The organism is Rhodococcus marinonascens NBRC 14363 (assembly GCF_001894885.1).
In the GTDB taxonomy this organism is placed as follows: domain Bacteria; phylum Actinomycetota; class Actinomycetes; order Mycobacteriales; family Mycobacteriaceae; genus Rhodococcus_F; species Rhodococcus_F marinonascens.
In genome coordinates this window covers 47,540-73,501 of the sequence record NZ_BCXB01000012.1, presented here as the reverse complement: position 1 = coordinate 73,501, position 25,962 = coordinate 47,540, and the positions used below count along the sequence as shown (strand labels likewise).

Annotated in this window: 22 protein-coding genes and 1 pseudogene; 10 read left to right on the top strand and 13 right to left on the bottom strand. The window is 64.5% G+C overall.

The annotated features are described in order from the left end of the window. Positions 1–50 precede the first annotated feature (50 nt). Positions 51–500, bottom strand: coding sequence for a MerR family transcriptional regulator (locus tag RM2_RS10870; protein ID WP_072689089.1), 450 nt, complete (start codon positions 498–500; stop codon positions 51–53). 101 nt (positions 501–601) lie between these two features. Between RM2_RS10870 and RM2_RS10865 the strand changes: the two genes are divergently transcribed. Both RM2_RS10865 and RM2_RS10860 read left to right on the top strand, forming a co-directional pair. After that, a complete protein-coding gene (locus RM2_RS10865) occupies positions 602–1,099 on the top strand; it encodes a nucleoside deaminase (protein ID WP_072689087.1) in 498 nt (165 codons plus the stop codon). Continuing rightward, positions 1,096–2,052, top strand: coding sequence for an isopenicillin N synthase family dioxygenase (locus tag RM2_RS10860; protein WP_072688986.1), 957 nt, complete (start codon positions 1,096–1,098; stop codon positions 2,050–2,052). The genes RM2_RS10865 and RM2_RS10860 overlap by 4 nt, the downstream gene beginning before the upstream one ends. A gap of 3 nt (positions 2,053–2,055) precedes the next feature. Here the strand turns inward: RM2_RS10860 and RM2_RS10855 are convergent, their stop codons facing one another. Together RM2_RS10855 and abmR are read right to left on the bottom strand one after the other, a co-directional pair. Then, complete coding sequence (locus RM2_RS10855) at positions 2,056–3,651, bottom strand: ABC-F family ATP-binding cassette domain-containing protein (RefSeq protein WP_072688983.1); 1,596 nt, start codon at positions 3,649–3,651, stop codon at positions 2,056–2,058. 134 nt (positions 3,652–3,785) lie between these two features. Continuing rightward, complete coding sequence (gene abmR, locus RM2_RS10850) at positions 3,786–4,352, bottom strand: ATP-binding transcription factor AbmR (RefSeq protein ID WP_072688982.1); 567 nt, start codon at positions 4,350–4,352, stop codon at positions 3,786–3,788. Positions 4,353–4,463: 111 nt separating this feature from the next. Here abmR and RM2_RS10845 point away from each other — a divergent pair, with 111 nt between their 5' ends. The 3 genes and pseudogenes from RM2_RS10845 to RM2_RS10835 all read left to right on the top strand — a co-directional run. Beyond that, the gene (locus RM2_RS10845; protein ID WP_072688980.1) at positions 4,464–6,275 is read left to right on the top strand and encodes a penicillin-binding transpeptidase domain-containing protein; all 1,812 of its coding nucleotides are present in this window, start codon (positions 4,464–4,466) and stop codon (positions 6,273–6,275) included. Positions 6,276–6,371: 96 nt separating this feature from the next. After that, a complete protein-coding gene (locus RM2_RS10840; RefSeq protein WP_084721739.1) occupies positions 6,372–8,051 on the top strand; it encodes an NTF2-like N-terminal transpeptidase domain-containing protein in 1,680 nt (559 codons plus the stop codon). Positions 8,052–8,069: 18 nt separating this feature from the next. After that, a pseudogene (locus RM2_RS10835) lies at positions 8,070–8,327 on the top strand (TSUP family transporter); the annotation flags it as partial. A gap of 33 nt (positions 8,328–8,360) precedes the next feature. Here RM2_RS10835 and RM2_RS10830 read toward each other — a convergent pair. The 5 genes from RM2_RS10830 to RM2_RS10810 all read right to left on the bottom strand — a co-directional run bounded on the left by RM2_RS10830 (position 8,361) and on the right by RM2_RS10810 (position 13,739). Further along, positions 8,361–9,833 (bottom strand): peptide MFS transporter, encoded by a 1,473-nt coding sequence (locus RM2_RS10830; RefSeq protein WP_072688978.1) that lies wholly within the window; start codon positions 9,831–9,833, stop codon positions 8,361–8,363. Between the two features lie 39 nt (positions 9,834–9,872). Then, positions 9,873–10,268 (bottom strand): DUF3054 domain-containing protein, encoded by a 396-nt coding sequence (locus RM2_RS10825; protein ID WP_072688976.1) that lies wholly within the window; start codon positions 10,266–10,268, stop codon positions 9,873–9,875. Between the two features lie 87 nt (positions 10,269–10,355). Then, positions 10,356–10,910, bottom strand: a complete 555-nt coding sequence (locus tag RM2_RS10820; protein WP_072688975.1) for a YceI family protein — start codon at positions 10,908–10,910, stop codon at positions 10,356–10,358. A gap of 205 nt (positions 10,911–11,115) precedes the next feature. After that, on the bottom strand, positions 11,116–12,252 hold the full coding sequence (locus RM2_RS10815) for a lysylphosphatidylglycerol synthase transmembrane domain-containing protein (RefSeq protein WP_072689083.1): 1,137 nt from the start codon (positions 12,250–12,252) through the stop codon (positions 11,116–11,118). 29 nt (positions 12,253–12,281) lie between these two features. Further along, positions 12,282–13,739 (bottom strand): adenylate/guanylate cyclase domain-containing protein, encoded by a 1,458-nt coding sequence (locus RM2_RS10810; protein WP_072688974.1) that lies wholly within the window; start codon positions 13,737–13,739, stop codon positions 12,282–12,284. 315 nt (positions 13,740–14,054) lie between these two features. Between RM2_RS10810 and RM2_RS10805 the strand changes: the two genes are divergently transcribed. Continuing rightward, positions 14,055–14,711, top strand: a complete 657-nt coding sequence (locus RM2_RS10805) for a DUF1707 SHOCT-like domain-containing protein (RefSeq protein ID WP_072688973.1) — start codon at positions 14,055–14,057, stop codon at positions 14,709–14,711. 24 nt (positions 14,712–14,735) lie between these two features. On the opposite strand, the gene RM2_RS10800 is transcribed toward RM2_RS10805, so the two are convergent. The 3 genes from RM2_RS10800 to trmB are packed head-to-tail and all read right to left on the bottom strand — an operon-like array spanning position 14,736 to position 19,274. Continuing rightward, positions 14,736–17,753 (bottom strand): MMPL family transporter, encoded by a 3,018-nt coding sequence (locus RM2_RS10800; RefSeq protein ID WP_072688972.1) that lies wholly within the window; start codon positions 17,751–17,753, stop codon positions 14,736–14,738. Positions 17,754–17,763: 10 nt separating this feature from the next. After that, positions 17,764–18,501: an NYN domain-containing protein gene (locus RM2_RS10795; protein WP_072688971.1), complete on the bottom strand. Its 738-nt coding sequence runs from the start codon at positions 18,499–18,501 to the stop codon at positions 17,764–17,766. Then, positions 18,498–19,274 carry a tRNA (guanosine(46)-N7)-methyltransferase TrmB gene (gene trmB, locus RM2_RS10790; protein WP_174553849.1) on the bottom strand — a complete coding sequence of 259 codons (777 nt, stop codon included), beginning with the start codon at positions 19,272–19,274 and terminating at the stop codon, positions 18,498–18,500. Before trmB ends, RM2_RS10795 begins: the two co-directional genes overlap by 4 nt. A gap of 119 nt (positions 19,275–19,393) precedes the next feature. On the opposite strand from trmB, the gene RM2_RS10785 reads away from it, so the two are divergent. Then, a complete protein-coding gene (locus RM2_RS10785) occupies positions 19,394–20,407 on the top strand; it encodes a hypothetical protein (RefSeq protein ID WP_072688970.1) in 1,014 nt (337 codons plus the stop codon). Next, the gene (locus tag RM2_RS10780) at positions 20,404–21,864 is read left to right on the top strand and encodes a GTPase Era family protein (RefSeq protein ID WP_072688969.1); all 1,461 of its coding nucleotides are present in this window, start codon (positions 20,404–20,406) and stop codon (positions 21,862–21,864) included. Before RM2_RS10785 ends, RM2_RS10780 begins: the two co-directional genes overlap by 4 nt. Before the next feature lie 510 nt (positions 21,865–22,374). Here the strand turns inward: RM2_RS10780 and RM2_RS24475 are convergent. Beyond that, the gene (locus RM2_RS24475; protein WP_169846709.1) at positions 22,375–22,542 is read right to left on the bottom strand and encodes a hypothetical protein; all 168 of its coding nucleotides are present in this window, start codon (positions 22,540–22,542) and stop codon (positions 22,375–22,377) included. A gap of 311 nt (positions 22,543–22,853) precedes the next feature. Beyond that, entirely contained in the window at positions 22,854–23,144 is a 291-nt protein-coding gene (locus RM2_RS10775) for a DUF1905 domain-containing protein (protein WP_072688968.1), read from the bottom strand. A 371-nt stretch (positions 23,145–23,515) separates the two neighbouring features. Here RM2_RS10775 and RM2_RS10770 point away from each other — a divergent pair, with 371 nt between their 5' ends. Further along, on the top strand, positions 23,516–23,824 hold the full coding sequence (locus tag RM2_RS10770; RefSeq protein ID WP_072688967.1) for a DUF6802 family protein: 309 nt from the start codon (positions 23,516–23,518) through the stop codon (positions 23,822–23,824). A 273-nt stretch (positions 23,825–24,097) separates the two neighbouring features. Next, on the top strand, positions 24,098–25,927 hold the full coding sequence (locus RM2_RS10765) for a phosphoenolpyruvate carboxykinase (GTP) (protein ID WP_072688966.1): 1,830 nt from the start codon (positions 24,098–24,100) through the stop codon (positions 25,925–25,927). The last annotated feature ends 35 nt before the right edge of the window (positions 25,928–25,962 follow it).

Sequence of the window (25,962 nt, the reverse complement as noted above, 5' to 3'; positions counted from 1 at the left end):
CGAAGAGGCTGCGTGGGGTCTGGGAGAAGTCGGGGTGAATCGCATTGCGTTCAGTTGTTACCGAACCCACGCTGTGCCGTGTCCGCTGGCGCAGCCCTGTCGTCGAGGCTGTCGGCGATGAGAGCCCGGTAGTGATCGACCTTGGTATCGAGGGCGGCCAGGGCGTCGTGGAGTTTCGACTGCTGAGCGACGATGCGTTCGCGGTGCTCGAGGAGTACTGACAACCTCCGCCCGTAGGTCTCGGCGCCTCCCTCCAGGAGCGCCGCGAATCGCTGCATCTCACTGGTCGGCATGCCCGTGTTCCGTAGTTTCACCAGCAGTTCGATCAGTCGCACGTCCCGGTCGCTGTAGCGCCGACGACGGTCCGATCCCCGCGCGATCCCGGGGATCATTCCTTCGCGCTCGTACCACCGCAGGGTGTCCTGCGTGAGGCCCGTGGTCGAGGCAACCTCAGAGATGCTCACGAAAACCCCGGTCGCCTGCTCGAACTGCGTGGTCATGATCCAACCGTACGACTTGGAGTGCACTCCAATGCAAGCCCGGAGCGATTCGTCGCCGTGTGAATGTTGTGGTCGCAGTCTCCGGCGCGGAAGCTGAAGGCATGTCGATCCTCGTAAACACTGCACGGCGAGCCCTCGATCCCGAGGAACTGCTGAGCGTGGCGATCGCCGAAGCCGAACTCGGAGCACGAGAGGGCGGGATACCGATCGGGGCCGCACTCTTCGCCGGCGACGGAACCCTGCTGGGACGTGGCCGCAACCGGCGCGTCCAGCACGACGACCCGTCCGTACACGGCGAGACCGATGCATTCCGTGCGGCTGGGCGGCAGCGCGACTACCGGTCCACGATCCTGGTGACGACGCTGTCGCCGTGCTGGTACTGCAGCGGATTGGTACGCCAGTTCGGCATCGGCGCAATCGTCGTCGGAGAGAGTGTCACGTTCACGGGCGGGCACGAATGGCTCCGCGAGAATGGCGTCGACGTGACCGTCCTCCGCGATCAGCACTGCATCGATCTCATGGCCGACTTCATCGAGAACCAACCCGAACTCTGGAATGAAGACATTGGAGTAACCGACGACATGGGAGTAACCGAATGACCCCGATTTCCACCATCGACATTTCACTCTGGCGGGAGGCCGGCCAATCCGCGGCGGCCGTCGCCCAGGACGTGGACGAAAGCCTGCAGCGCGCCGGTTTTCTCCTGGTCCGCGGTCACGGAGTACCACGCGACCTGGTCGCTGATGTGCGGGCGGCCGCGCGCAACTTCTTCGCCCTCCCGGAAGAGGTGAAGGCGCAGTACGCGGCGATCGTCGGCGGACGCGGCTGGATCGCGCCCGGGCTGGAGGCGGACGGCTATTCCGAAGGCACCGAGACGCCCCCGGACCTCAAGGAGTCCTTTGCCGTCGGGCCCCAGACGCGCACTGGAGACCCAGTCGTCGATGACGTGTGGTTCAAACCCAACGTCTGGCCCACCGAAGTGGTGGAACTACGTGATCTCCTCACCGCCTATACCGAGGCGATGCGCCGATTGTCCGACGAACTCCTGGCCTTGTTCTCAGTGGCACTCGGGTTGCGTAGCAACTTTTTCGAGGAATTGGCCGACCGGCCGACGTGGACATGCAAGATCAACCACTACCCGCCGATGTCGTCGGTGGGTGAGCCCGAACCCGGTCAGTTCCGTATCGGGCCGCACACCGATTTCGGTACAGTCACCGTCCTCGACCGGGAACCCGGCGAAGGCGGGCTCCAGGTGTACACCGACGATGGAGGCTGGGAAGACGCGCCTTACGATCCCGACGCCCTCACCGTCAACATCGGCGATCTCCTCGAATACTGGAGCGGCAAGCGCTGGTCGTCGGGTCGACACCGCGTCCTGCCACCGCAGGCAGGGGCTCCCGAGGAGGACCTCGTCTCGCTTATCTATTTCTACGAACTCAACCACGATGCGCAGGTGACACCTCTCGACCCGCCGATCGGAACGGTCGCCGGGCTCGGGCCCGTCACCACAGCCGACTTCATCAAGACGCGGATAGAAGCGATCACGATGTAGGCCCTACGGGCTCGGGCAGGCGCGAAGCCCCTCGCCGGTCAGCGCCAGCCAGCGGGTGATGCCGACGTCGTGCAGGAACTGCCGATCGTGACTCACCACGATCAGTGCACCCCGGTAGCTTCGAAGTGCCTGCGTGAGGTGCGCGAGGCTCGGCAGGTCGAGGTTGTTTGTCGGCTCGTCCATCAGCAGTAGGCGAGGTGCTGGTTCGGCCAGCAGGATGGTTGCGAGCGCCGCACGCAATCGTTCCCCGCCGGACAGTGTGGACGCGCACACATCGGAATCGGTGCCCCGGAACAGGAACCGGGCCAAATGGGCGCGGATCTGTTCGGCCGACGCGTGCGGAGCAGCCGCCGCGGCATTCTCGGCCACCGACTGCGACTCGTCGAACACGTCGAGTCGTTGTGGCAGGGTCTTGGACGGCACCCGCGGTCCGGCTGCGACGACGGCCTCGAGTAGGGTCGTCTTCCCGGCACCGTTGGGGCCGACGAGGGCGATGCGCTCGGGGCCGACGACATCGAGCGAGACCCGCTGTCCGCTCACGAGGCTCAGTCCCCGGACGGACACAACCTGCTGGCCGGAGTGCACCTCCGTGTCCGGGAGGTCGATTCGCACCTCTCGGTCGTCGCGCAGTGCGCTCGCCGCTTCGGTCAGCGTTTCCCTCGCCTCGTCGACCTTGCCGAGGTGGTTGTTCCTCAGCTTGCCCGCCGACTCCTGTGCTTGACGCTTTCGGAGCCTCATCGCGGCTCTCGGCTCGCGCTTGTCTTCGAACATTTTCTGTCCGTACCGTTTACGACGGTCGAGCTTGATACGGGCCTCAGCCAGCTCCCGCTTCTGCTTCTCCACGTCGTTACGCGCGTCGCGCACCGCGGTTCTCGCGGTCTCCTGCTCGGCTTCGATAGTCTCCCGGTAGGCGCTGAAGTTTCCCCCGAACATGCGAATCCGACCGTCACGCAGTTCCGCGATGGAGTCCATCGAGTCGAGCAGTTCGCGGTCGTGGCTGACCACCAGCAGCGTGCCCGAGAACCGTTGCACTACTTCGTAGAGTCGACTTCGGGATTCGGTGTCGAGGTTGTTGGTGGGCTCGTCGAGAAGGAGAACCTCCGGTTCCTTCAGTAATTGTGCGGTGAGGGAAAGCAGCACGGTCTCGCCGCCGGACAGGGTGCCCACAGTGCGATCGAGGTCGGATGCACTCTCCAGCACGCGTTCGAGACCGAGTCGGTGAAGGGTGGATACCGCACGTTCCTCGATGTCCCAGCGACTCTGGGCGACATCGAAATCAGCGGACGTACCGGCCCCGGACTCGATGCGGTGCAGCGACGCCCGGACGTCGGCTATGCCTAGGATCCGATCGACCCGAAGAGTCGGGTCGAGTGTGATGTTCTGTGGGAGGTACGCCACCTCGCCGTGCGTCGCCACCGACCCGCTGTCGGGGTGCAGGTGGCCGGCGATCAACCGGAGCAGTGTGGATTTGCCCGAGCCATTGAGGCCGACGAGACCGGTGCGCCCGGAACCGATGACGGCATCGAGCCCGTCGAAGACGGGTTGGCCGTCCGGCCAGGTGAAGGTGAGATCGGAGAGAGACAGATATGACTGGGCCATCGGGTACTCCAGAGGAAGATGCGGATGCAGACTCGCGTAACTACCTCTTCAGGAGCAATGGCCCGTTCCTCTCGTGTCCGGTGCTTGTTGACAACGTCCACGGTATGGCGCCACCCACCATTTGCGCAATCGATTTAGATCTGGGGACCGTCGGCCCTGAGTTCGTCGACCTTCGCCATGGCCTCGCGCAGTTCGGCGAGCCACTGCTCGCTGTGCCGCCCGGCCAATCTCACCGTCCACATCAGGGCGTCCGACCGCGATCTCGCAACCCCGGCATCGACGAGGGTGTCGAGAACCTTGCGTTCGGGTTGACGGAGTCGGGTCATCACCGGGACGGCGAGGTGGGTGAAGAGAGACGTGCGGCCATCGAGGGTGACACCCCACGCGACCTTGCGTCCATAGCGCATCTCGGCTTCGTCTGCGATACGCATCCGGAACGCTCTGGTCGATTCACGGAATCGGGCGATGCGGCCGTCGGCCGCGGCCTCCGAACCTGAGTCGCCAGATTCGACGGGTGGCAACTCGCCGACCACCACGATCTCCTCGCGGTCGACCTCGACGGTGGCCGGTCCTGTGAACCAGTCGTCCGGGAGGCGGCCACCGAACCAGTCGGCTGCGTCGCTTGTGTCGGGAACATCTGCTTGCTGCCATCCGCCGGGCCGTCCGAAGCGGCGACCGCCGGGGCCGTGTGCGTTCTTCATGGGGTCCTCCTGGGAGCCTGTGGCACAAACGCGGTGGTGCAAAAACGCGGTGATGCAAAAACTATAATTACATGATTACATCTTTTCTCGAAGTGCGCCACCACGTCAGGCATGATCGAGACCGTGCGCACCTCAACCGTTCGTCACAGCACCGCCCGTCCCACGCGCAACCGCCGCAAGGCGGCGGCGGGGGTGGTCGTACTCGCGACGGTGCTCTCCGCCTGCGGACTCTTTGGGCCCGACCAGCCCGACACGGTGTCGCAGCAGTTCGCCGACGCGCTGAACAGCGACGACGTACAGTCCGCGGCAGACCTCACCACCGATCCGGTCGCCGCTTCGGCCGCGATCCAGGCGTTGTATGACGGACTCGGCAACAACGACGGGACGTTCACCCGCACCGACGTCCACGAGTCGGGCGGCGACGGCGGAATCTTCACGATGGACGTATCGTGGCCGTTCGCACCGGGGCAGGAGTGGAAATACAGCACTTCTGGCAACGCCACCAAGGCGGGCGACGACTGGAAGATCATCTGGGATCCGGCAGTACTTGCGCCCGGTCTCACGGACGGCACCACCCTGCGCTACACCCCCACGTCCGGGACGCCCGCGAAGGTCCTCGCCGCGTCCGGCGCTCCGATCCTCGAGCAACAGGTGGTGACGCTGGTCAACCTCGAGTCGGGTGCGGACACCGCGGCGGTGGCCGAGTTGCTCGCCCCGATCGAACCCACGATCACCGCACCCTCCCTGCAGCAGGACCTGGACGGCGCCGATGGAAAACCGGTCACGGCCATCACCCTGCGCACCGAGGACCTAGCGCCGATCGAGTCGCGGTTGCGGCAACTGGACGGAGTGACCCTGGCCCCGCAGACCAGACTGATCACGCTTGACAAGGCGCTGGCTTCGCCGACGCTGTCCGATCTCGGTGACCTGTGGCAGCAGGGGCAGGATGCGTCCGCAGGATGGGCGGTGCAACTGGTCGCGCAGGACGGCTCCGCCAAGAGCATCGCCGGCGAGCAGGGTCCCGAAGCGCCCGACATCGCAACGACTCTCGACCTCCCGATGCAGATGGCGGCGGAGGGGGCGCTCGCCGACGTGCCGCAGCAGGCTGTGATCGTCGCGCTGCGTCCTTCGACGGGGGCGGTGCTGGCGGTGGCACAGAATGCCTCCGCGGACGCGATCGGCCCGATTGCGCTCACCGGTCTCTACCCGCCGGGATCGACGTTCAAGACGGTGACGACGTCGGCTGCCCTGCAGGCCGGCGCCGTCACACCCGACACGGTCCTGCCCTGCCCCGGCACCGAGAACATCGAGGGCAGGCAGATCCCCAACGACGGCGAGTTCGATCTGGGTGACGTCCCGTTGCACACCGCGTTCGCCCACTCCTGCAACACCACTATGGGGCGATTGGCTGCGGGTTTGCCGGCAGACGCGCTCGAGAAGGCTGCCCTGCAATTCGGCCTGGGGGTCGACTACGTGACTCCCGGGCTGACGACAGTCACCGGAAACGTGCCCGTCGCCGATAGTTCCGCCGCCCGAGTCGAATCCGGCATCGGGCAGGGGCAGGTGACCGCTTCGCCGTTCGGTATGGCGATGGTCGCCGCATCGATCGCGAACGATTCGACCCCCTTGCCGATGGTCGTCCAGGGGGAGCCGGGTACCGCCGACCAGACGCCCCCGCCGGCGCCGGCCAGCGTCACCGCCGACCTGCGGACCATGATGCGTGAAACTGTGACCGCCGGTACCGCCACTGCGCTGCAGGACATTCCGGGGCTTCTCGGGAAGACGGGCACAGCGGAGTCGGAAAGCGGACCGGCTCACGGCTGGTTCGTCGGAATCAAGGGCGACCTGGCGTTTGCCGTGTTCATCGCCGGAGCCGACAGTTCGGCCCCTGCAGTGCTGGCTGCGGGGCGTTTTCTGCGATAAAAGCCTTTGCACGTTGCATTTTGAGGACAAGTTGTAGCTCAACCGTAACTTCTTCGTAGGCAACTTGTGCTTGTTACGCATGTGACTGAAAGCATGATGGTGGACATGGAGAATGGACGATCGCTCGCCCGCCGGAAAAATTATGTGATCGCCCTATCCTCTGGTGTCGTTTTGGCGGTGATTCTGGGCTCTTGTGTGCTGTCGAAAGATAAGTCCGAAGCACAGTCGGTCGTCGACGAATTCGTCAGCGCACTGAACGAGGGCGACGCCGCCGCCGCTGCTGCGCAGACCTCGTACCCTAACGCCGCGGAGTCGGCGATCCAGCAGATGTTCGACGGATTGAACCCGAAGGACACGACGTTCGACCTGACCCAGTTCATGGATCTCGGGCCGAAAACCGGCTTCTTCAGCGTCGCTGCCGCTTGGCGTTTCGGCGAAGACAAGGAGTGGAACTATCAAGTACAGGGTGGGGTCCGGAACCTTTCGGTCGGATGGCGGATCTCCTGGGATCCGTCAATCCTCGCGCCCGACATGGGTAGTGGGCGAACCGTCCGCTATGACCGGACGGATGCCGCCCCGCCACGAGTCTTCGATGCCACCGGTGCGCTGCTGCTGAACGAGCAGACCATCAACGCCATCACCCTGGATCCGGCCACCATGCCCGATCCCGTCGCCACCACGCGTCGACTCGAAGAGGTCCTCGAGCCCGTAGCTCCGTTGGTGACCTCGGACATGATGATGGCGGAACTGGCGGCGGATCCGCACGAACAGGTAACTGCAGTGTTGCTCCGTGATCAGGACTATCTGTACCTCGAAGAGGACCTGAACATCCCTGGTGTGATCGTCATCAAGACTCCCAAACTGATCACGGCGGATCGGCGCATCACGACACCCCTGCTGGATCCGCTGCGGAATGTGTGGCAAGCCAACCGTGACGTCACCGCCGGCTGGGCCGTCCACCTCGTCGATCCGAGAGGGACGCTGATTCCGCAGGCCGGCTTCCAGGGCCCGCCCGGTCCCGACATTCACGCGACCATCGACTCCCACATCCAACTGGCGTCCGAAGAAGCGGTGGTCAGTGTCGGAACCCCCGCGGCGATCGTTCTGATCCAGCCGTCAACCGGTGCCGTTCTGGCCGCGGCACAGAACAATCAGGCGATGGAGGAAGGCTCGATCGCGTTCGAGGGTTTGTATCCGGCCGGATCGAACCTCGATCTGGTGAAGAAGGCGGCCGCACTGCAGAAGGGCGTCGACCCGTCGTCGCTGTCGATCGAGGAGGTCGATAAAGCGGGGAATCAACTCGGGCTCGGCATGAACTGGAAGGTCCCCGGACTCGACCATCAGACCGCTGCATTCACGGCGGAACAGTCGGGCGTGAGCAAGGTGATGAACCGCAAGAGCAGCGACTTACCGGCAGTGACACCGTTCGGGATGGCCATGGTGGCCGCGTCGATTGCGCGAGGAAGTGCACCGACCCCGGTGATCGTTCATGGCCAGCCGGGCAGTACCGAGGTGGAGGCTGAGCCGCTTCCAGCACACGTCAACGACCAACTGCGCGGGATCATGCGCGACAGCGTCGTGCGAGGCGGAGCGTCGTATCTGAAGGGGCACCCGGATCTCTTGGCAATGAGCGGGGTGAGCGGGGACGACCGCTGGGTCTACGGCTCGCGCGGCGATCTGGCTTTCGCGATCTTCGTCGCCGATGCCGACGGCGGTGACCGAGCGATCAAGATGACCGACAAGCTATTCCGTGAGATGGCGAAGCCGCCGAACTGATGGTGCGGTGATGGCGACCTGATCCTCACCTCGGAGACGATCTGGCGCGCGACCATACTGAAGAGTTTTCTGCTGGGCGTCGCCAATCTGGTAGCGGCGATCGGATTCGCGGTCTTCGGCCCCGTCCATTGGGGCGCCGCCGCCGCGATGGCGATCGGCGCTCTGGCCGGTGGCTGGTGCGGCCCGCCCGTCGTCAAGCGGATACCGCCGTCCGCGCTCCGCGTCGTCATCGCGATTGCGGGATTCGGGCTGGCCGCCTGGCTGTGGGTGCGCTGAGTTTGCGGGTGGACCGACAAGAAACCCAGGTCGTCAGTGCACGCCCTTCATGAGCTGCTTGATCTTCGGGGCGGCGATGGCGAGGGTGATGCCCACGGCGATGGATCCGAGCCCGATCGCTGTGAAGTACGGAACCTCGTTGTCCTGGTTGTAGTAGCTGGCTAGGGTGCCTGCCATGGCAGTTCCGAGCGCCACGGACAGGAAGAACAGCGCCACCATCTGGGTGTGGAATGCCTTGGGCGCCAGTTTCGTCGACAGCGAAAGACCGACCGGGGAAAGTAGCAGTTCGGCAAATGTGAACAGCAGAAGGATGCCGGCCAAGCCGAGCACCGGCGCGCTGTTGGTGCCGCCGCCGGACATCGGGATGAACGCCAGGAACGCGATACCCATGATGGTGGTGCCAGCCGCGAACTTGATCGGGGTCGACGGCTGACGGGGGCCCAGCTTGGTCCAGGCCGCCGCGAAGACACCCGCGAAAATGATGATGAAGACGGGATTGAGCGATTGCACCCACGACGGCGGGAAATCCCAGCCCAACACGTTGCGGTTGAGTCGTTGGTCCGCGTACACCGCGATGGTGGTGAACTGCTGCTGGAACAGCGACCAGAAGACTGCGCTGGCGATGAACATCGGGATGAACGCGTAAACGCGGCTGCGTTCGACGGCCGTGATGCGCCGACTCGTCAGGATGACCGCGAAGTAGCCGATAGTCGCCACGATCGTCAATCCGATGACGATGTTCGACATGTTGCTGGTGCTGATCGCGCCGGTCAAGCTCAGTACCGCCACCAAGGCCACTGCGGCAGCGCCAATCGCGATCCACCGGGCGCGCTGGTTCTGCGGGAGCGGGTTCGGTGCCGTCGCGCCGATACCGCGCAGGCGCTTGCGGCCCAGCGTGTACTGGGTGAGACCGAGGGCCATGCCGATCGCGGCGAGCGCGAAGCCGGCGTGGAATCCGATCGCGTTCTGAGCCCAGCCTGTGAGCAGCGGGCCGACCAGGCCGCCGAGGTTGATGCCCATATAGAAGATGGAGAATCCGGCGTCGCGGCGGTCGTCGTTCTCCTCGTACAGATCACCGACAAGCGACGTGGCATTGGCCTTCAGTCCGCCGCTGCCGAAGGCCACGCAGACGAGGCCGACTCCGACACCCCCGAGACCGGGAAGCACGGCGAGGGCGATGTGGCCGAGCATGATCAGCAAAGCGCTGTAGAACAGTGTGCGTTCCGAGCCGAGGAGGCGGTCGGCTATCCAAGCGCCGAGGATGGTCGAGAGATACACCGTGCCGCCGTAGGCGCCGACGATGCTGGTAGCCGAGGCCTGGGAGATCCCCAGTCCGCCGTCGGATACCGAGTAGTAGAGGTAGTAGATCAGGATGCCCTGCATCCCGTAGAAGGAGAATCGTTCCCACATCTCGACGCCGAACAGGTTCGAGAGAGCGACGGGTTGGCCGAAGAAGCCGTGATCGGACTTCTTCTCGTCCAGTCGTGGATCGATGGTGTCACTCATGGGAACCTGTCTCACATCGAGTCGGAGTTCGGGCGCCGACTATACGGATTTGCTGACGATCGTGTGGTGGCGCGCCCTCGTGACAGCTTTCGCAACGGCACGCCAGCCGAGGAGCAACACGGCGAGAACGGTGCTCGCCACAATGACGAAGCTCAGTGCCGTGCCCTGACTGCTGACGATGCGTAGCACCATGCCGACCACAAGTGTCGACAGCCACAACACGATTCCGGTCGGGACGATCAGGAGCGCGTCGAACTTGTCGCGGTAGAGCGCGACAGTGGCGATCCAACCGACCGCCAGACCGGTCAGGAACGGCCATGCCGTATCGGCCAGCCCCGTCAGTGCATTGGCCTCGCCGTGGTTGCGGCGACCGATGGCACAGAACACGACGACGAGGACGATATCCAGCACGAGCGCGGGCAGATGCTTCTTCACAGGCCCAGCCTAGAGGTGGGCCTGTGAGAGCAGAACGGGCGCCCGCCCCCTGCGAGAGGAGGACGGGCGCCTGCTGTTCGGGGAGACTCAGCCCTGCAGGCTGGCCTCGATCTCGAGGATGATGCTGATCTTGTCGCCGACGACGACTCCGCCCGTTTCGAGCGGCATATCGACGGTGATTCCGAAGTCCTTGCGGTTGATTTCGGTGGTGGCTTCGAAGCCCGCCACCGCGCCGTGGCCCATTCCCGGGTTGACGCCGTTGAAGGCGAGCGCGAGTGCGACGGGACGGGTCACGCCGTGGAGGGTGAACTCGCCCTCGACTACGTAGTCGTCACCCTGTGCGCGGATGGCGGTCGACGTGAACGTGGCGGTCGGGAACTGCTCGGCGCCGAAGTAGTCGGCCGAAGCGAGGTGCGCGTCGCGGTCGGCGTGCTTGGTGTCGATGGACGAGACCTGGATCTCGGCGTTGACCGAGGCGATGCCGTCCTCGGTGACCGTGATCGCGCCGGTGAAGTCGTTGAACGTGCCGCGGACCTTGCTGACCATCAGGTGGCGTACGGAGAAACCGATGGAAGAGTGGGTCGGGTCGATGGCCCAGGTTCCGGAGGCCAGGTTGGGGAGAGCGGCGGTGGCGGTGGTCATGTGAACTCCTTAGATCGACGACAACTGAAGTAGTTGAAGGTTCAATTTAATATATGTAACGATGCCTGAAAGGAACTTGTTCCGCAACCAGAGTGTGATGCGCATCACGGTGTGGTGGGTGCGTGAGAAGGGCGTGCCAGGAAGCATGTGCCAGCAAGTATAGAGCCAGGCGCGGTGTCTCAATCGTTGCGTTGCAGTGCGCGATTTACGGCTGGGAATCGGGCTCGGGGTCTGCAGCACGCGTGGTGTGGTCGTCGGCGGCCGCCGACGATTGTTCCTGTCGTTCGAACTCGACGTCCATCCCCAGGTCCTCGTGCTGGTTGCGCCGGAACAGGATGAGGAAGACTATCCAACCGACAAGTGCGACGAGGATGTAGCTGACCACGCGGTAGACGAAGACGGCCGCGAGGGCTTGCGACGCTGTCGCCCCGGCTGCCGTCAAGGTGGCAATCAGCGTGCCGTCGACGAACCCCAGCCCGCCGGGGGCCAGAGGAATACTCGCCACGGCCTTGGCTGCGGCGAACGCGATGAGCAAGCCCGCCAGTGACGGTTCCGCGCCCACCGCCCAGCACGCGAAACCGAGACACGCGACGTCGGCGATCCGGTGCACGCCCGACCATCCGAACGCGATCAGGGAATCGCGGCGGCCGAGTTCGACCGAATCGAGCTGGCTGAGGATCCTCCTCCACCGGTCGACGCCGGTGTCCGGCGGATTGTCGCGCGACATGTTGTACCGGGACAGCACCCACCGTCCGATCGACTCGACGGAATCGGGGTTCCGGGAGACGTACCGCAGAGCGAAGAACAGAGCGAAGGCCGCGACCAACGACAGCGCCAGGGTAATCGGGCTGACCCTCGTACCCACCGCGAACGCGCCGGCAGCGCCGAGCAGCGCAAGGCTGCCCGCGGCGATCACCCCCGAGATCGCCAGCTGCCACGACGCCACGACGGGAGTAGCGCCCCACTTGCGGGTCTGCTTGTAGGTGAACGCCGTGGAGAACACCTGACCGGCCGGCAGGCTGACGGCCATCGCCGTACTCGCGTAGATCACCGACACCGACTTCCGCTGACTAACGACGACCCCACCCGCCTGCAACAACCGCTGCTGGACGGCGCCGTACCCGCTCAAGGAGACGGCCTGAGCGCCGATGCACGCGGCGACCCACCCCCAGTGGATCTCGGTGAGCGCTCTCCACGAGTCGCTGAGCGTTGGCCACAGGTAAATGGCCTCGACGGTGAGCAGTGCCAGAAGGCCGCCGCCGAGCAGCCACTTGATCCACCAGAAGCGACTTCGTTGCCGAGTTGGCTCGGCAGGGGGCGGGTCGGATAGAGGCTGGGCCACGTTGGTCAGCGTAACCAACGGGTAGCGGATCACACCGGATAGTCCTCGGGCCAAGCCAGATGCGTGTTGCGGCGACGCCCTCGTAACTGCACCTGTTCACCGAGTTCCCAGTGCCCTTGTTCGTCGTCGTCGGCGAAATACAAGGCACTCGTGGATGCCAGCACCCGGCTCGGGTGAAGCTTGGCGAGCTCAGTGAGTCGCGACGCCTCGTTGACGGGGTCGCCGATCACCGTGTACTCGAAGCGTTCGGAGGCGCCGATGTTGCCTGCGACTGCCAGGCCCGCGGAGACGCCGATTCCGACGTCGAGGCCGGTGATCCGGTGAAGTGCAAACCGCAACTCCCGCGCTGCGGCCAGCGCGGCCGTCGGCGCGTCCGGACGGTCGAGGGGGGCTCCGAAGATCGCGAGGGCTGCGTCACCCATGAATTTGTTGACGAAGCCATTGTGCCGGTCGACCACCCCGACGACTATGCGGAAGAACTCATTGAGCAGGTTCACGACCTCTCCCGGGGGTCGCTCCGCCGCAGCGCCGGTGGAACCGACCATGTCGACGAACAACACGGCCACGAACCGCGTCTCACCCCCGAGTTCGGTTCCGAACTGCAGCGCGCGGCGCGCGACGTCCTCGCCGACATGTTGACCGAACAACTCGCGCAGGCGTCGTCGTTCGTCCGATTCGCGCATCATGCGGTTGAACCCGACCTGCAGTCGCCCGATCTCGCTTCCGTCGAACACCTCGACGTGGACATCGGTGGCACCGCGCTGGACGCGTTCGATGGCTCGTCGCAGTTGCTTGATGGGGTCGGAGATCTGGCTAGCCGTCAGCATCGACAACGCGAAAGCCTGGGCGATCGTGATGATCGATAGCAGCAGGATCGCCCACGCGAGGGCTTTGGAAGAATATCGCAGTCCGTCGGTCAGCTGCATGACGCACAGCAGGATGATGCCGATGACGGGCAGCAGCGTTCCGAGCCCCCAGGTCATAGCCATCCGGATGCCGACGCCGGGAGCCACGGTCCGGTCGAAGTCGCCCTCGCTGAGGGCGCGAGCAGCCACCGGGCGAAGGATGCGTTCGCCGAGCATGTAGGTGAAGCCGAACGTGGTCGTGGCCGCCATGCCGACAGTGACGATCACAACAATCGCGAGATCCGGCATCTCCTTGATCGTGACCATCACGAAGAGGATGCCGCCCAGGATCCACAACACCAGATGCACGATCGCCTGCCTCAGCGGTGCGTGCAGCGCCGACATCTGCTGGCTGCGTGTCGGTGGACCCCCCCGCAACTGCCATTGCACGACCGATCTCAGCATCATCGCGGCGGCGATAAGGCTCACGACGGTGGCGAACGCGAGGTAGCCGCCGAAGATGACGAAGTTGCGCACCCGGTCGGCGGCGATGGCCGGCGTTTCCGGGATCGGCACGCCGTAGCGCACGAACGCGAAGACGAGAATGGCGCCGAAGAAATTGGCGAGAAGCATCGAAAACATATAGAGCGGCCATCGGCTGCGGACTGTCGTCGCAATCGCTCTATAGAATTCCCGCACGCCGTTTAACTTAGCGGGTGTCAACAGTGGAGTAGTGCATGTCCCTCAATGCGCGCGAACGCGTGCGTCCCGGGAGCGAACCGCCCGATATTCTCCGAACGTCGATATCCTCCGCAGGTGCAGCGAACGAGCAGCACTCGGAAACAGGAAGAACTCGAACGCAAACCTCACCACCGACGTCAATGGGCACGTTCCGGACGCGGTGAAGACCGGAGCCTTCCGGATACTTCTAAGAATGGGTTGCCTATTCTGATCGGTATGGAGGCACGGAATCTGCGCGTATCGGATGCGGAACGGGAACATGTCGGCGAGTTGTTGCAGCGGGCTGTGGGCCAGGGGATGCTTTCGCTCGGTGAGTTCACGGAACGGATGGACACGGCTCTCGCCGCGAAGACGCGGGGGGAGTTGAACGCAGTTCTGGCGGATCTCCCCGGTATCGCCATCGTTTCCGAGTTCGCACGTACCCCGTACCCCGTTCCCCCGTACCCTGACCCACAACAGGTGGCGCGCCCGGCGCCACCGAACGCGTATTTGCCACAGGCCCCGATGGCGGGAGGCGTCATCCAGGGCCGGTTGTCAACCATTAGCCGTACCGGGCGGTGGAGTGTTGCACCGGTCCTCCAAGTGAACACCAAGCTGTCTACAGTGTCGCTCGACTTCACCCGAGCCGTCATGGCGACGCAGGTGGTGCATGTCGCGATCGACGATTACGGAAGCACAATCACGCTTGTTGTACCGGAAGAAGCGACGGTCGACCTCGCCGGGGTGGAAACGATCGGCGGCATGGTGAGTAACAAGGTTCGGACCGGCCCGCCGATCGGCCCACTGCATGTCGTAGCACGGGGCAAGCTCCGATTCGGGAGCGTCACCGCAAGACATTCTCTGGGCACGTCGTTTCGCCGGATGTTCAGGTAGCAAACCTCATCGGATGTGATTTCGTCATTGCCGGTGCTGCCGGGCGATGAGCTCGCTCACGCTCACGGCGGCGGCGTCGTCCGCTCGATGCCTGCCGCTCGACGCGTCGTCCGGATCGGAGGGGGGCTCGTCGCCGCTACGACGACGCGTGCCGTTGGCCGGTGCGTCGGTCGCGTCCTTTGCAGGGGTTCCGCTCGTGCCTTTTTCGCGCTGATCGCTATTCGCGGACTCCGGGGCCTCCGGTTCGCGAGGCTTCGGCGGCGGGGACACCGGGCGGGGCGTGACGGTCGGGAGCGGCGGCACCGACGCAGTCCGGTGCGCTTCCGTAGACAGGGAGACCGCACGCCGTTCGGCTGTGGATGTGGATCGAAGGTCTGCGAGCCAGCTCTCGATGGGCCGCGACTCGGTGGCGGGCCCCATTGTCGGAGCTGCCGGGCGGGGTCGCGGCGCCGGACGCGACTGCGATGCGGGATGTGACTGCGGTGCGGGATGTGACTGCGGTGCGGGATGTGACTGCGGTGCGGGATGTGACTGCGGTGCGGGATGTGACTGCGGTGCGGGATGTGACTGCGGTGCGGGATGTGACTGCGTCGGGGCTGATCGCTGGGGAGTGGGCTGTGACAGCGCCGTGGTCTGCGGTTGCGCCGGCGAGGCGTCCTCGCTCTCCTTCTGTGGACGGGCGGGCCGGCCGGTCGCCGACCGTCGAGCTTCGGTCTGGGCCTGAAGAGTCTCGGCGTCGTCCTCGGAATTTTTGCCGGCCGGGGCCTGGGTGACCAAGGGGATTGGCTCGGTGAGCGGTTCAGGCTTCCCGGGCGTGAACGCCCCGGCGGCATCGCGCGCAGACGCGGCGGCACCGATCGGGGTGAGTTCCGGAACGTCGGTCGGCATCATCTCGGTGTCGAGGATGGGCTCAGCGAGACCTGTCTTCTCCTGGATGCGCTTCATCCACGCCGGCGCCCACCAGCAGTCGTCACCGAGAAGTTTCATCGTGGCGGGCACGAGGAACATACGGATCAGGGTGGCGTCAATGATCAGCGCAGCGATCATGCCGTACGAGATGTACTTCATCATCACCAGTTCCGAGAATCCGAACGCACCGGTGACCACGATGAGGATGAGGGCTGCCGCGGTGATGATGCGACCCGTGTGCGCGGTGCCGATGCGGATCGATTCCGTCGTACTTGCCCCTTGGGCTCTCGCCTCCACCATGCGCGAGAGCAGGAACACCTCGTAGTCGGTGGACAGGCCGTAGACGATCGCGATGATCAGCACCAGGACGGGCGAACTGATCGGGCCCGGAGTGAAGTTCAGCCACGACGCACCGTGACCGTCGATGAAGATCCAAGTCAGGATGCCGAGCGTGGAACCGAGGCCCAGCGCACTCATCAAGGCCGCCTTGATCGGCAGCACCAGCGAGCCGAACGTCAGGAACATCAGCAGCGTCGTCAGGAAAAGGACAGAGATCACCATCGTGGGCAGGTGGTCGAGGAGCGCCGAGATGCTGTCCTGCTCGATCGCCGGGGTACCGCCCACCAGCACCTGCACGCCGTCGGGATTGTCCATGGCACGGAGGTAGTCGATGGCCGGCTTCGACTCGTTGCGGTCGACGAGGCCGGCCTTGAGGACGACGACGCCGTCCTTGGTGGCCCCCTCAGGAGTGAATCTTTCGATCAGGCCAGGTGCGTCGCTGGCATCCCTGATGATCTGGCCGAGTTCCTGGTTGTCCGCGTCGGACACGACAAGTTTGATCGGTTCGGTGCGCAGATTCGGGAAGATCTCGTCGAACTCTTCCTGCGCCTCGCGGGTCTGATTGTTCGGGGGAAGGTAGGTCTCGTTGATGCCACCAAACTTGATCCCCGTCAGCGGGATGATCAGCAAGAGGAGACCCACGACGATCGGGATGGTCACCTTGAGCGGGTTGCGCATCACCCACTGGGTGAGGCGACCCCAGATGCTCGCCTCGATTTCTTCGGTGTTCTTGGTTTGACGGAATCGGTCCAGGGTGAGGGCGTCGACTCGCTTGCCGAGGATGCCGAGGATCGCCGGCAGGATCGTGATGGACGTCAGTGCGGCGAGTCCGACCGTCGCGATGGCGCCGTAGGCGACCGATTTCAGGAAGCCCTGTGGGAACAGCATCAGCCCGCCGAGGCTGACGATGATCATCGTTGCGGAGAAGGTCACGGTGCGACCCGCGGTCATGACCGTTCTACGGACGGCGGAGGCGGTGTCGTGCCCCTCCGCCATCTCTTCTCGGAATCGGCTGACGATGAATAACCCGTAGTCGATGGCCAGGCCGAGGCCCACCAGGGAGACCACGGGTGCGACGAATGAGTTGACCTCGGTGAAGTTGGTGAACAGACGGACGATGCCGTTGGCGCCGACGACTGTCAGACCTCCGATGATCAGCGGCAACGCCGCTGCGACGACGCCGCCGAACACGAAGAACAGAAGGATGCCTACGGCGGGAATCGCCAGCATTTCCATCCGGCGGATGTCGTTGGCCATCGTGTCGGTCAAAGCGTTGGCGACGGGCTGGAGCCCGGAGAGTTGCACATCGATACCGTCGATGTAGAACTCGTCCTTGATGTCACCGAAGTTATTCGTGACCTCGGTGTCGTTATCGCCGACGATCGCCACACTTTCGATTGCGTGCTGCTTGTCGGCATCCGACGCGGCGGCGAGTTGTAGCCCGTTGCCCACCTCGAAGTAGCCACCGGTGATCCTGAGGACCTTGTCCGGGTTGTTCGCGACCAGCGATTCCAGGTTCTCGACAATCTTCGCCTGGAACTCCGGATCTTCGATCGTCTTGCCCTCGGGCGCCGTATAGAGCGCTATGACGTCGCTGGTGGTGTCGCGACCGAAGGTGCTGTCAGCCAGCTCTGCCGCGGCGACTGACTCCGAACCCGGATCGTCCCAGCCGCTCTGGCTGAGATGCTTCTCGAGGCTCAGTCCGTAGGCGGCCGAACCGAGCAACAAGGCAACCATGATGCCGATGACGGTGAATCGGGCCCGGTAGACGACGCTTCCCCAGCTCGCGAACACAGATCAACTCCTACTCGGCAGCACTTTTTCGCCCGACGAGCAGGGCGGAAAGCGGTCGGAACGGCTGCAACCAGGCGCCCTCGTCGGGCAGCGTGTCGAGGCTGACCCGAGGCAGTGGCTCCCGGAACACGCCGGTGATGTCCTCGAGATCGACGAAGTCCAAGAGTTCGGACGCCACTGCCCAACTGGCGTGCTCGCGGAATCCGATTATCTGAACCGGAATGCCGGTCGCAGCGATGCCCTCCAACGGTTCGCGGAAGGCTTGACCGTCGGCGGAAGCGACCATGACACCGGCCAGACCCTCACCGAGACGAAGCGCGATATGGTCCAGCATGTCGGAATCGACGTCGCTGTCCTCATCGATCTTCGGCTTGGCGAACACCGCAAAACCCACATTACGCAAGGCCTCGACCCACGGCCTCACGACATCGGCGCTGCCAGCCGCGATGTTGGTGAAGACCGTCGCCTCGGCCTCGAGGGTGGAGGTGTCGGCCGCGGACAGTTCTGCGGTTCGGGAGAGCAGCCAGCGACCGAGCGCGTCGAATCGTGGCCGGTAGGCGGCCGTTGGCCGGCCACCGAGGATGGAGCCGAGTCCCATGTCCAGGTTGGGTGCATCCCAGACGAGCAGGACCCGTTTCTGATGACGCGCGTCACGAGTACCCACCGTGGGAGATCCTGACGTCACGGCGCCAGCGGTGCCCGCGGGCGCCGTGTCGGCCGTATCGGAGTACTGCTCGCTGACGCTCATGACCTGATCTTCCCCCAAATCAACTCGGTGATCGCACTGCCGACCCGGTGGGCCTTGTCCTCGAACTTCGTCACCGGACGCTCGTGCGTCATCGGTGATTCCCAATCGAGCGAGGTCAGCAGAGGTTCCGCGTTGCCGGCTTCGGCGATCGCTTCGGCGTACTCGGCGTGGTCTGTTGCGATATGCAACACACCGCCAGTCTTCAGTCTGCTCGCGATCAGTGCGAAAGTAGGGGATTGCAGAAGGCGCCGCTTGTGGTGTCGGGCTTTCGGCCAGGGGTCTGGGAAGAATACCCGGACACCTGTGAGTGATTCCGGTTCGATCATATTTTCCAGCACGTCCATGGCATCACCGCGGAGTACCCGGATGTTTGGGATCTGGTCCCGTTCGATCTGCTGCAGCAGTTGCGCGAGTCCTGGCCGGTAGACCTCTACGGCTATCAGATTCACGTGGGGTTCGGCCTGTGCCATCGCCGCCGTGGCGGTGCCCGTGCCCGAGCCGATCTCGAGAATCAGGGGGGCGTCCCGACCGAACCACGCGTTCGGGTCCAGGCGATTGTCCGACACATCTGCGCCGATCGTCGGCCACTGCCGGTCCCACGAGGCCTGCTGCGCGGCGGTCAGGGCACCCCTGCGTGAGCGGAAACTCGTTACCCGCGGGTGGAGACGGGACCTCTTCGCGTCCTTCGTCTGACCTCCCTCCGGGCCGGCGGGTATGTCCTGATCGGCGTGGTTCACCGGACCATTGTCACGCATGAGGGCCGATTCCGGCATACGGGTCCGAACTTCGCGCCGAGGCATTTTGATAATCCGTGCCCAGCCTGCACCGTTGCTTACGCCGGTTCGATCGGGATCTGACAGAATCGGCGCGTTGCGAAAGGGGTGGCTGCGTCATGAGCACGGTGGATGCGAGGGGCGAGTTGTCGCGACTCGTCGAACAGGTCGCGGCACTGGACCGGGTGGCCGGACACAGCGTCCGCGAAGCCGCAACCGCGTTTCGGGCACCGATTCGTGTGCAGACGACCGGTCGCGCGGGCGTGGGCAGATCCACGGTGGCCGCGGCGCTGACCGCGAGTGAGATCACAGGTGCGGTCATCGAGGAATCGGACGCGGTCGACGTGCCCGATGCGCCCGATCCGACGCTCGACGGGGACGTGGTGGTCTACGTTCTGGTCGAATCGCTACGTGACGCAGACCGGGAGGCCGTGCGGACCCTTGATTCGGCCCGGGTCCTCGTCGTACTCAACAAGTCGGACACCGTGGGTGAGTCGCGTGCTCCCGACGTCGTGTGGTCTTCTGCGGTCGCCCGCGCGGCGGACTGCGCGGCCGACTGCGGCTTTGCAACCCTGCCACTGATCGGTTCGCTCGCTATCACCGCTGTGCCGTCGGATTCGGATCTAGCCGTTCTCCTGACCTGCCCGGGAGACCTCGAAGGTCGGTGGGGTGCTTACGGCGTGGCCTGTGCGGGGGTGGCCGTAGCGGCGAACCCGGAACTCGACGCCGCCGGTCTCGGTGCACTCCTGCGTGACGCGAGCGGAAGCGGTGCAATGTCGGCCGCGGTCACCGACCGGGTCGAGCGAATCCGGGCGCAGCGGGCCGAGGGACTGCTTCGCGCTCTGCGGTCACCTGCGGTGCGCAGCGGTTCGGCCCGCGACGTGCTGGAGAAGTATCTCGCCGGGGACGACGCCGTCGCGCTCGGCGCAGAGGCAGCACGACTGCACCTAGGGGACTGGGCCTCGGATGCACCGGGGTTGCCGCAGACCGCCGATGACGCAGTCCGGTGTGCAGACTGGTGGCGAGCGCAACTCTCCGGGCAACTGTCAGCCCGTCAGCGCCGGGCCGTCGTCGAGATCCGTCGCCACTACATCCGCCTCTGGCAACAGATGAGCGGCAGTCGCAGCGCGTGACGACGCCACAGTCACAGCTATCGGATCTGCCGGCCGATGCAGTAGCCGTCGTCACCCGCTGGAACCCGGTTGCTGTTGCGCAACTGGAGTCCGGCCGGAGTCCGGGTCGCGGTGTGTTCGTGGCGGGGCCGCCTCGCGCGGGGAAATCCAGGCTGATGGGCAGGCTTCGCGCGCTCGACTCATCGGCACTCGCGTTCGTGGAGAATCCGGGCGAGGCCGGCGTCGTACTGATGGTGCTCGATGCTGCGGCACCGCTGGGACGCGAAGAACTGGCCGTCCTCGACGTGGTCGCACCACCCGCATGCCCGGTGATATTCGCTCTCACCAAAACTGACGTCCACCGCGATTGGGCCAGAGTGAGCGAGCGCAACGGGATGCTGCTGGCCCGCCATTCGGTGCGGTTCGCCAACGTGAAGATCCATCCGGTGACGGTGACGTCGACCGGGTCCGGCGTCGAGGCGTTGCTCGCGGCAATACTCTTCGCGTCCCGCGGCGAGGCACGTGATGTGCGTTCGGCCGCCGAAACCGTGCTCGAACAGACCCGGCGGATGATCGTGTCCACCGCGCGGTCAATCCGAGAGACCGACCCGGGCGCGGAATTGCGCGCCGAGCGAGTTCACGCTTTGGCGCACCGCGACGGCTGGCGGACCGAAGGTGCGGCGCAGTTGCGCGGCCACGTCCAGCTAGCCAGGGTCGAGTTGATGCACGAGGTGGCATTTCAGGTGCGTGCGGCGGGAGCGACCGCCCGCGCGGAGATCGATCGCGCAGGCCGTGCGGCCCTCGCCTGCTACCCGGACCGGTTGGCGCAACTGATCCGCGAGAAGAGCGCCGTGGTCGACGCCGCCGCGACCGCGCGCCTCGACGATCTCCGCACCTGCATGGGCGTCACACCGTCAGCGCTGGGGTCCGAGGTTCCTCTGACGGACGCGCTCTCTCCGGAAGGGCCGCAGCGACGGCATCGCGGACTCGAGGATCGGATAACGATTTTGGTTGGAGCGTCTGTGGGCCTGGGCCTGGGCAGGCTGGCGGTCTCGCCGTTGTCGATGGTGCCCGTGCTCGACGTCGCGACCATTCCCCTGACCCTCGCTCTGGGAGCCGTCGCGGCGTGGTGGCTAACGAGGGCTCGCGGACATATCGCGGAGCGTGCCCATGTACGGCGGTGGACCACCGATGTGTTGGCTCACGCCCGGTCCCAGTGGGAGCAGTTCGTTCTGGGTCAACTGCTTGCCGTCGAAACCCAGGTCGGTGAGGCGGTCATCGCCGAGAGCCGGGTTCGCGTCCAGCAGGTGGACGAGAGGGTCGCGCAGATCGAAGGCGAACTCCGTTCACTGGCCGCCAGACGTAACGGGCAGTTGTCATCGTGCGAGCGCGACCTTGCTGCCGTCGATCGCGGACTGCAGCACGTTCAGGGACGAGCGGGAGAACCGAACCTGGCGGCGGACCGTCTGAATACATAGGTGTCTGAATACACAGGTGTCCGGTCGCAGCTTATCGAGATGCAGCGAGGATCAGCGAAGTCCGACGCCAGATTGACTAGGGCGTGATGCCCGTAGTCCCTGCCTGCTTCAGATTCGGTGGAACAACCCCTGCGTCGCTCACCGCGTGAGATGGCAAAGACGAGAGTTGGCCGGCCTGGACGCCTTTCGGTCCAGGCCAGCTCTCGACAACATTCGTCAGGGTTCGAGGTATCCGATCGGCCCACCGTTAGATACCGCGAGGCGGGTACTCATCATGATCTGCTCAACCGCATGTCGTCGGTGACCAGGCGTAGTCCCTCGAACCGCTACCTCGCCCATCCCCGAATAGACACGCGCCAACAGCTTTCCGGCGTATTAGTGGCGAGGCTGGTTCTCACCCGGCCTGATCATGGAATCGGCATATTCGGTGACTTGGTAGACCGCTACCGGGATGGTCGAGACAGTGACCGCCCAGAGCTCGTTATCGAGAACACGAGCCGGTGAGGAGCGCTACCAACGGAGGCTGGCCGCCCCGATTTGGTCGTCCGTGTGTTCGGTGTGGAAACCGATGAACTTCCGGTCGTCGTCGGGGTACGCGTCCTGCCGTGCATCAGTGCGCAGCACGGTCAGTTCACCGTCCGAAACCTGGAGCGACGAACGACCGGCCAGCTCCTTCACTGTGGCCGCGGAAATTTGTGGCGTCAGAGTGTTTACGCGAATCAGCTTGTCAATATTTCCAATTGAGGGGTGAAGCATTTCCAATTGAGGGGTGAAGCCGCGCCGCCGCGACATTGAGTGTGAGGGTTTCTCGTTCCGGAGAAGCCGTAGCGATGGCAGAGAGAATAGGTACTGGCATGGTGACGACCAACTCGAACGCCAGCGCACAGCGCCCAGGGGGTGGAGTTGCCCGAAGCTAAGCGTGCGTTGCCACGCAGCGCCGCCGTTGCCGGGCACGGCGAACCGGCCCTGCAACGGCGGCAACGCCAGGGTCAGGACACGCGTCGGGTCAGGTGGATCGTCACCTCGTCGCCGACGTCCTTCTTGAGAATCTTCCGGAACGCCGCGCGCAGTGGCATCATGTGCACTCCGCCTCCGGTGGGCAGCATCGTGGCCTCGTAGTCGTGACCGTCCACGGTTCCCGCGACCTTAACGGCCTTACCGGTGCCGAAGAACTCGGCTGAGCCAGGCATCTGCACGCATGGCCACCCGCTGCGTTCGTCAGCGATGAGAGTCGCTGGGAACTTCGCGTCGATGTCCTGGCCGGCCTTGTCGTCCGTCATGGGCTCTCCTCCTGGTAGATAACTTCCTGTTAGCGACTGACAGTGGCAAAACCGCAGAGAGTTCGGTCGACGGGGTGCCTTCCCCGGATCGTGGACGGGTTCCATTATGTGTTGTGGCTGGTGTCATCGCGCTCGCGACACGGTATGGATAGTTCCGGGCATGCGGAGTTCATGCCCTCTGGGGTCACGCTGCCTTGCAGCGGTGCGCAGGTCGCCACACCGCCTCCTTCAACCTCGTCGCGATAAGCGGTCCGCCCGGTCATGACGATGTTCGCTGCATCTCGGCACAGTTCGCAGGCTTTCGCGTCCGACCACGTTGAAATCCCGCGATTTGTGGGTGAAACTGTTCTCGAGGTGAAAGGGAGGTCGCAATGGCGACGGAGGGCTTTGTGGTGCTGGATGTGCCGGATATAGACCCCGATACGTTCGGTCACGACGCTGGAGCGGTCGCGCTGACAGATCCGGCATATGACGTCGATGGTGACGGCATTTTCGACACCCAAACATTCACCACCGGACGCGCGGCGGTCATCGCCTCGGACATGGACGCGGATGGCGACGTCGACCACGTGACGATGATTCATGAGGACGGCGCTTACGCCGCGTGGGAGTTTCATCGCGACGGTGAAGGAGTCATTCACTGGGAACGCAGCGACGAGGGGACTCTCGGTAACGGCTGAACACCCCGAAAATCGCTCTCCAGGATCGGGAAAGGCACCTGGGAGCGTATCTGAATCGTTTCTGTGACCTTTCCGACCACGCCCGATTCCCCGAGATGGGACCGGCGGCGTTAACCTCTATGGATAGGACACCCGGCGCCCGCGTCTTCCATGTGGCATGGACGGCCTGGCTGGACCCCGCCGAGAGGGGGAAATCGGATCTTCTGGCACTCGCTGTGAATTTCTCAGCGGACGGCAGATGGGTCCGGTTCCGGCTCACCCCAGGAGAGTTTGATGACCTCAGCGACCATTCCCGGTCTGACCGGAACTGACGGCACGCCCCCCACGGAACACAGTGAGCTGCTCACCTGGGTTCGAGAGGTTGCCGAACTCACTCAGCCCGACCGCGTAGTTTTCGCCGACGGCTCGGATGCCGAATGGGATCGATTGACCCAGCAGCTCGTCGAGGCTGGCACGTTCACCCGCCTCAACGACGAGAAGAAGCCGAACTCGTTCGTCGGCAACTCCGATCCGTCGGACGTCGCGCGCGTCGAGTCGCGTACCTACATCTGCTCGCGTACAGAGATAGACGCCGGTCCCACCAATAACTGGATGGAACCGACCGAGATGCGGTCGCTGATGACCGATCTCTACCGCGGCAGCATGCGCGGGCGCACCATGTACGTAGTGCCTTTCTGTATGGGCCCGCTCGGCGCCGAAGACCCCAAGTTGGGTGTCGAGATCACCGACTCCGAGTACGTCGTCGTGTCCATGCGCATCATGACGCGCATGGGTGCCGCAGCGATGGATAAGCTCGGCACCGACAAGCCGTTCGTGAAAGCGCTGCATTCGGTGGGCGCACCCCTCGCTGAGGGCCAGGCCGACGTCCCGTGGCCGTGCAACGACACGAAGTACATCACCCACTTCCCCGAGGATCGCGAGATCTGGAGTTACGGGTCCGGTTATGGCGGGAACGCCCTCCTCGGTAAGAAGTGCTACTCGTTGCGTATCGCGTCGGCCATGGCCCACGACGAGGGCTGGCTGGCCGAGCACATGCTCATCCTCAAGTTGATCTCGCCCGAGAACAAGCCGTACTACATCGCGGCCGCGTTCCCGAGTGCGTGCGGCAAGACCAACCTTGCGATGATCCAGCCCACCATTCCCGGATGGCGCGCCGAGACTCTCGGTGACGACATCGCCTGGATGCGCTTCGGTGAAGACGGCCGCCTGTACGCCGTCAATCCAGAGTTCGGTTTCTTCGGCGTCGCACCGGGCACCAACTACGGCTCGAACCCCAACGCGGTAAAGACACTCGAAGCCGGTAACTCGCTGTACACCAACGTCGCCCAGACCGATGACGGCGACATCTGGTGGGAGGGCCTCGAGGGAGACCCGCAGCACCTCATCGACTGGAAGGGCAACGACTGGACGCCCGAGTCGGACGAGAAGGCCGCGCACCCGAACTCGCGCTACTGCACCCCGATGTCGCAGTGCCCGATCCTCGCCCCCGAGTGGGACGACCCGCAGGGCGTGCCGATCTCGGCGATCCTGTTCGGTGGACGCCGCAAGACCACGGTTCCGCTGGTCAGCGAATCCTTCGACTGGCAGCACGGTACATTCCTCGGTGCGACACTGTCGTCCGAGCAGACCGCTGCCGCCGAGGGTGCCGTCGGTACCGTTCGCCGCGATCCGATGGCAATGCTCCCGTTCATCGGCTACAACGCCGGTGACTACCTCAACCACTGGATCGACCTCGGCAAGAACGCGGACTCCGATAAGTTGCCGAAGATCTTCTACGTCAACTGGTTCCGTCGCGGCGAGGACGGCCGCTTCCTGTGGCCAGGATTCGGCGAGAACTCGCGCGTGCTGAAGTGGATCGTCGACCGCATCGAGCGCAAGGCGGGTGCCGAGTCCACCCCGATCGGATTCGTGCCGACCGCAGCAGATCTCGAACTCGACGGCCTGGACGTGAACGCCGCCGATGTCGACGAGGCGCTGAAGGTGAACGTCGAGGAGTGGAAGCAGGAGTTGCCGCTCATCAAGGAATGGTTCGAATTCCTCGGCGAGAAGGTCCCGTCCGGCATCCGCGACGAATTCGAGGCACTCGAGCAACGCCTGGGCTAGTCCCTCATCGGTGAGCGAATGTCACAGTGGTTCAG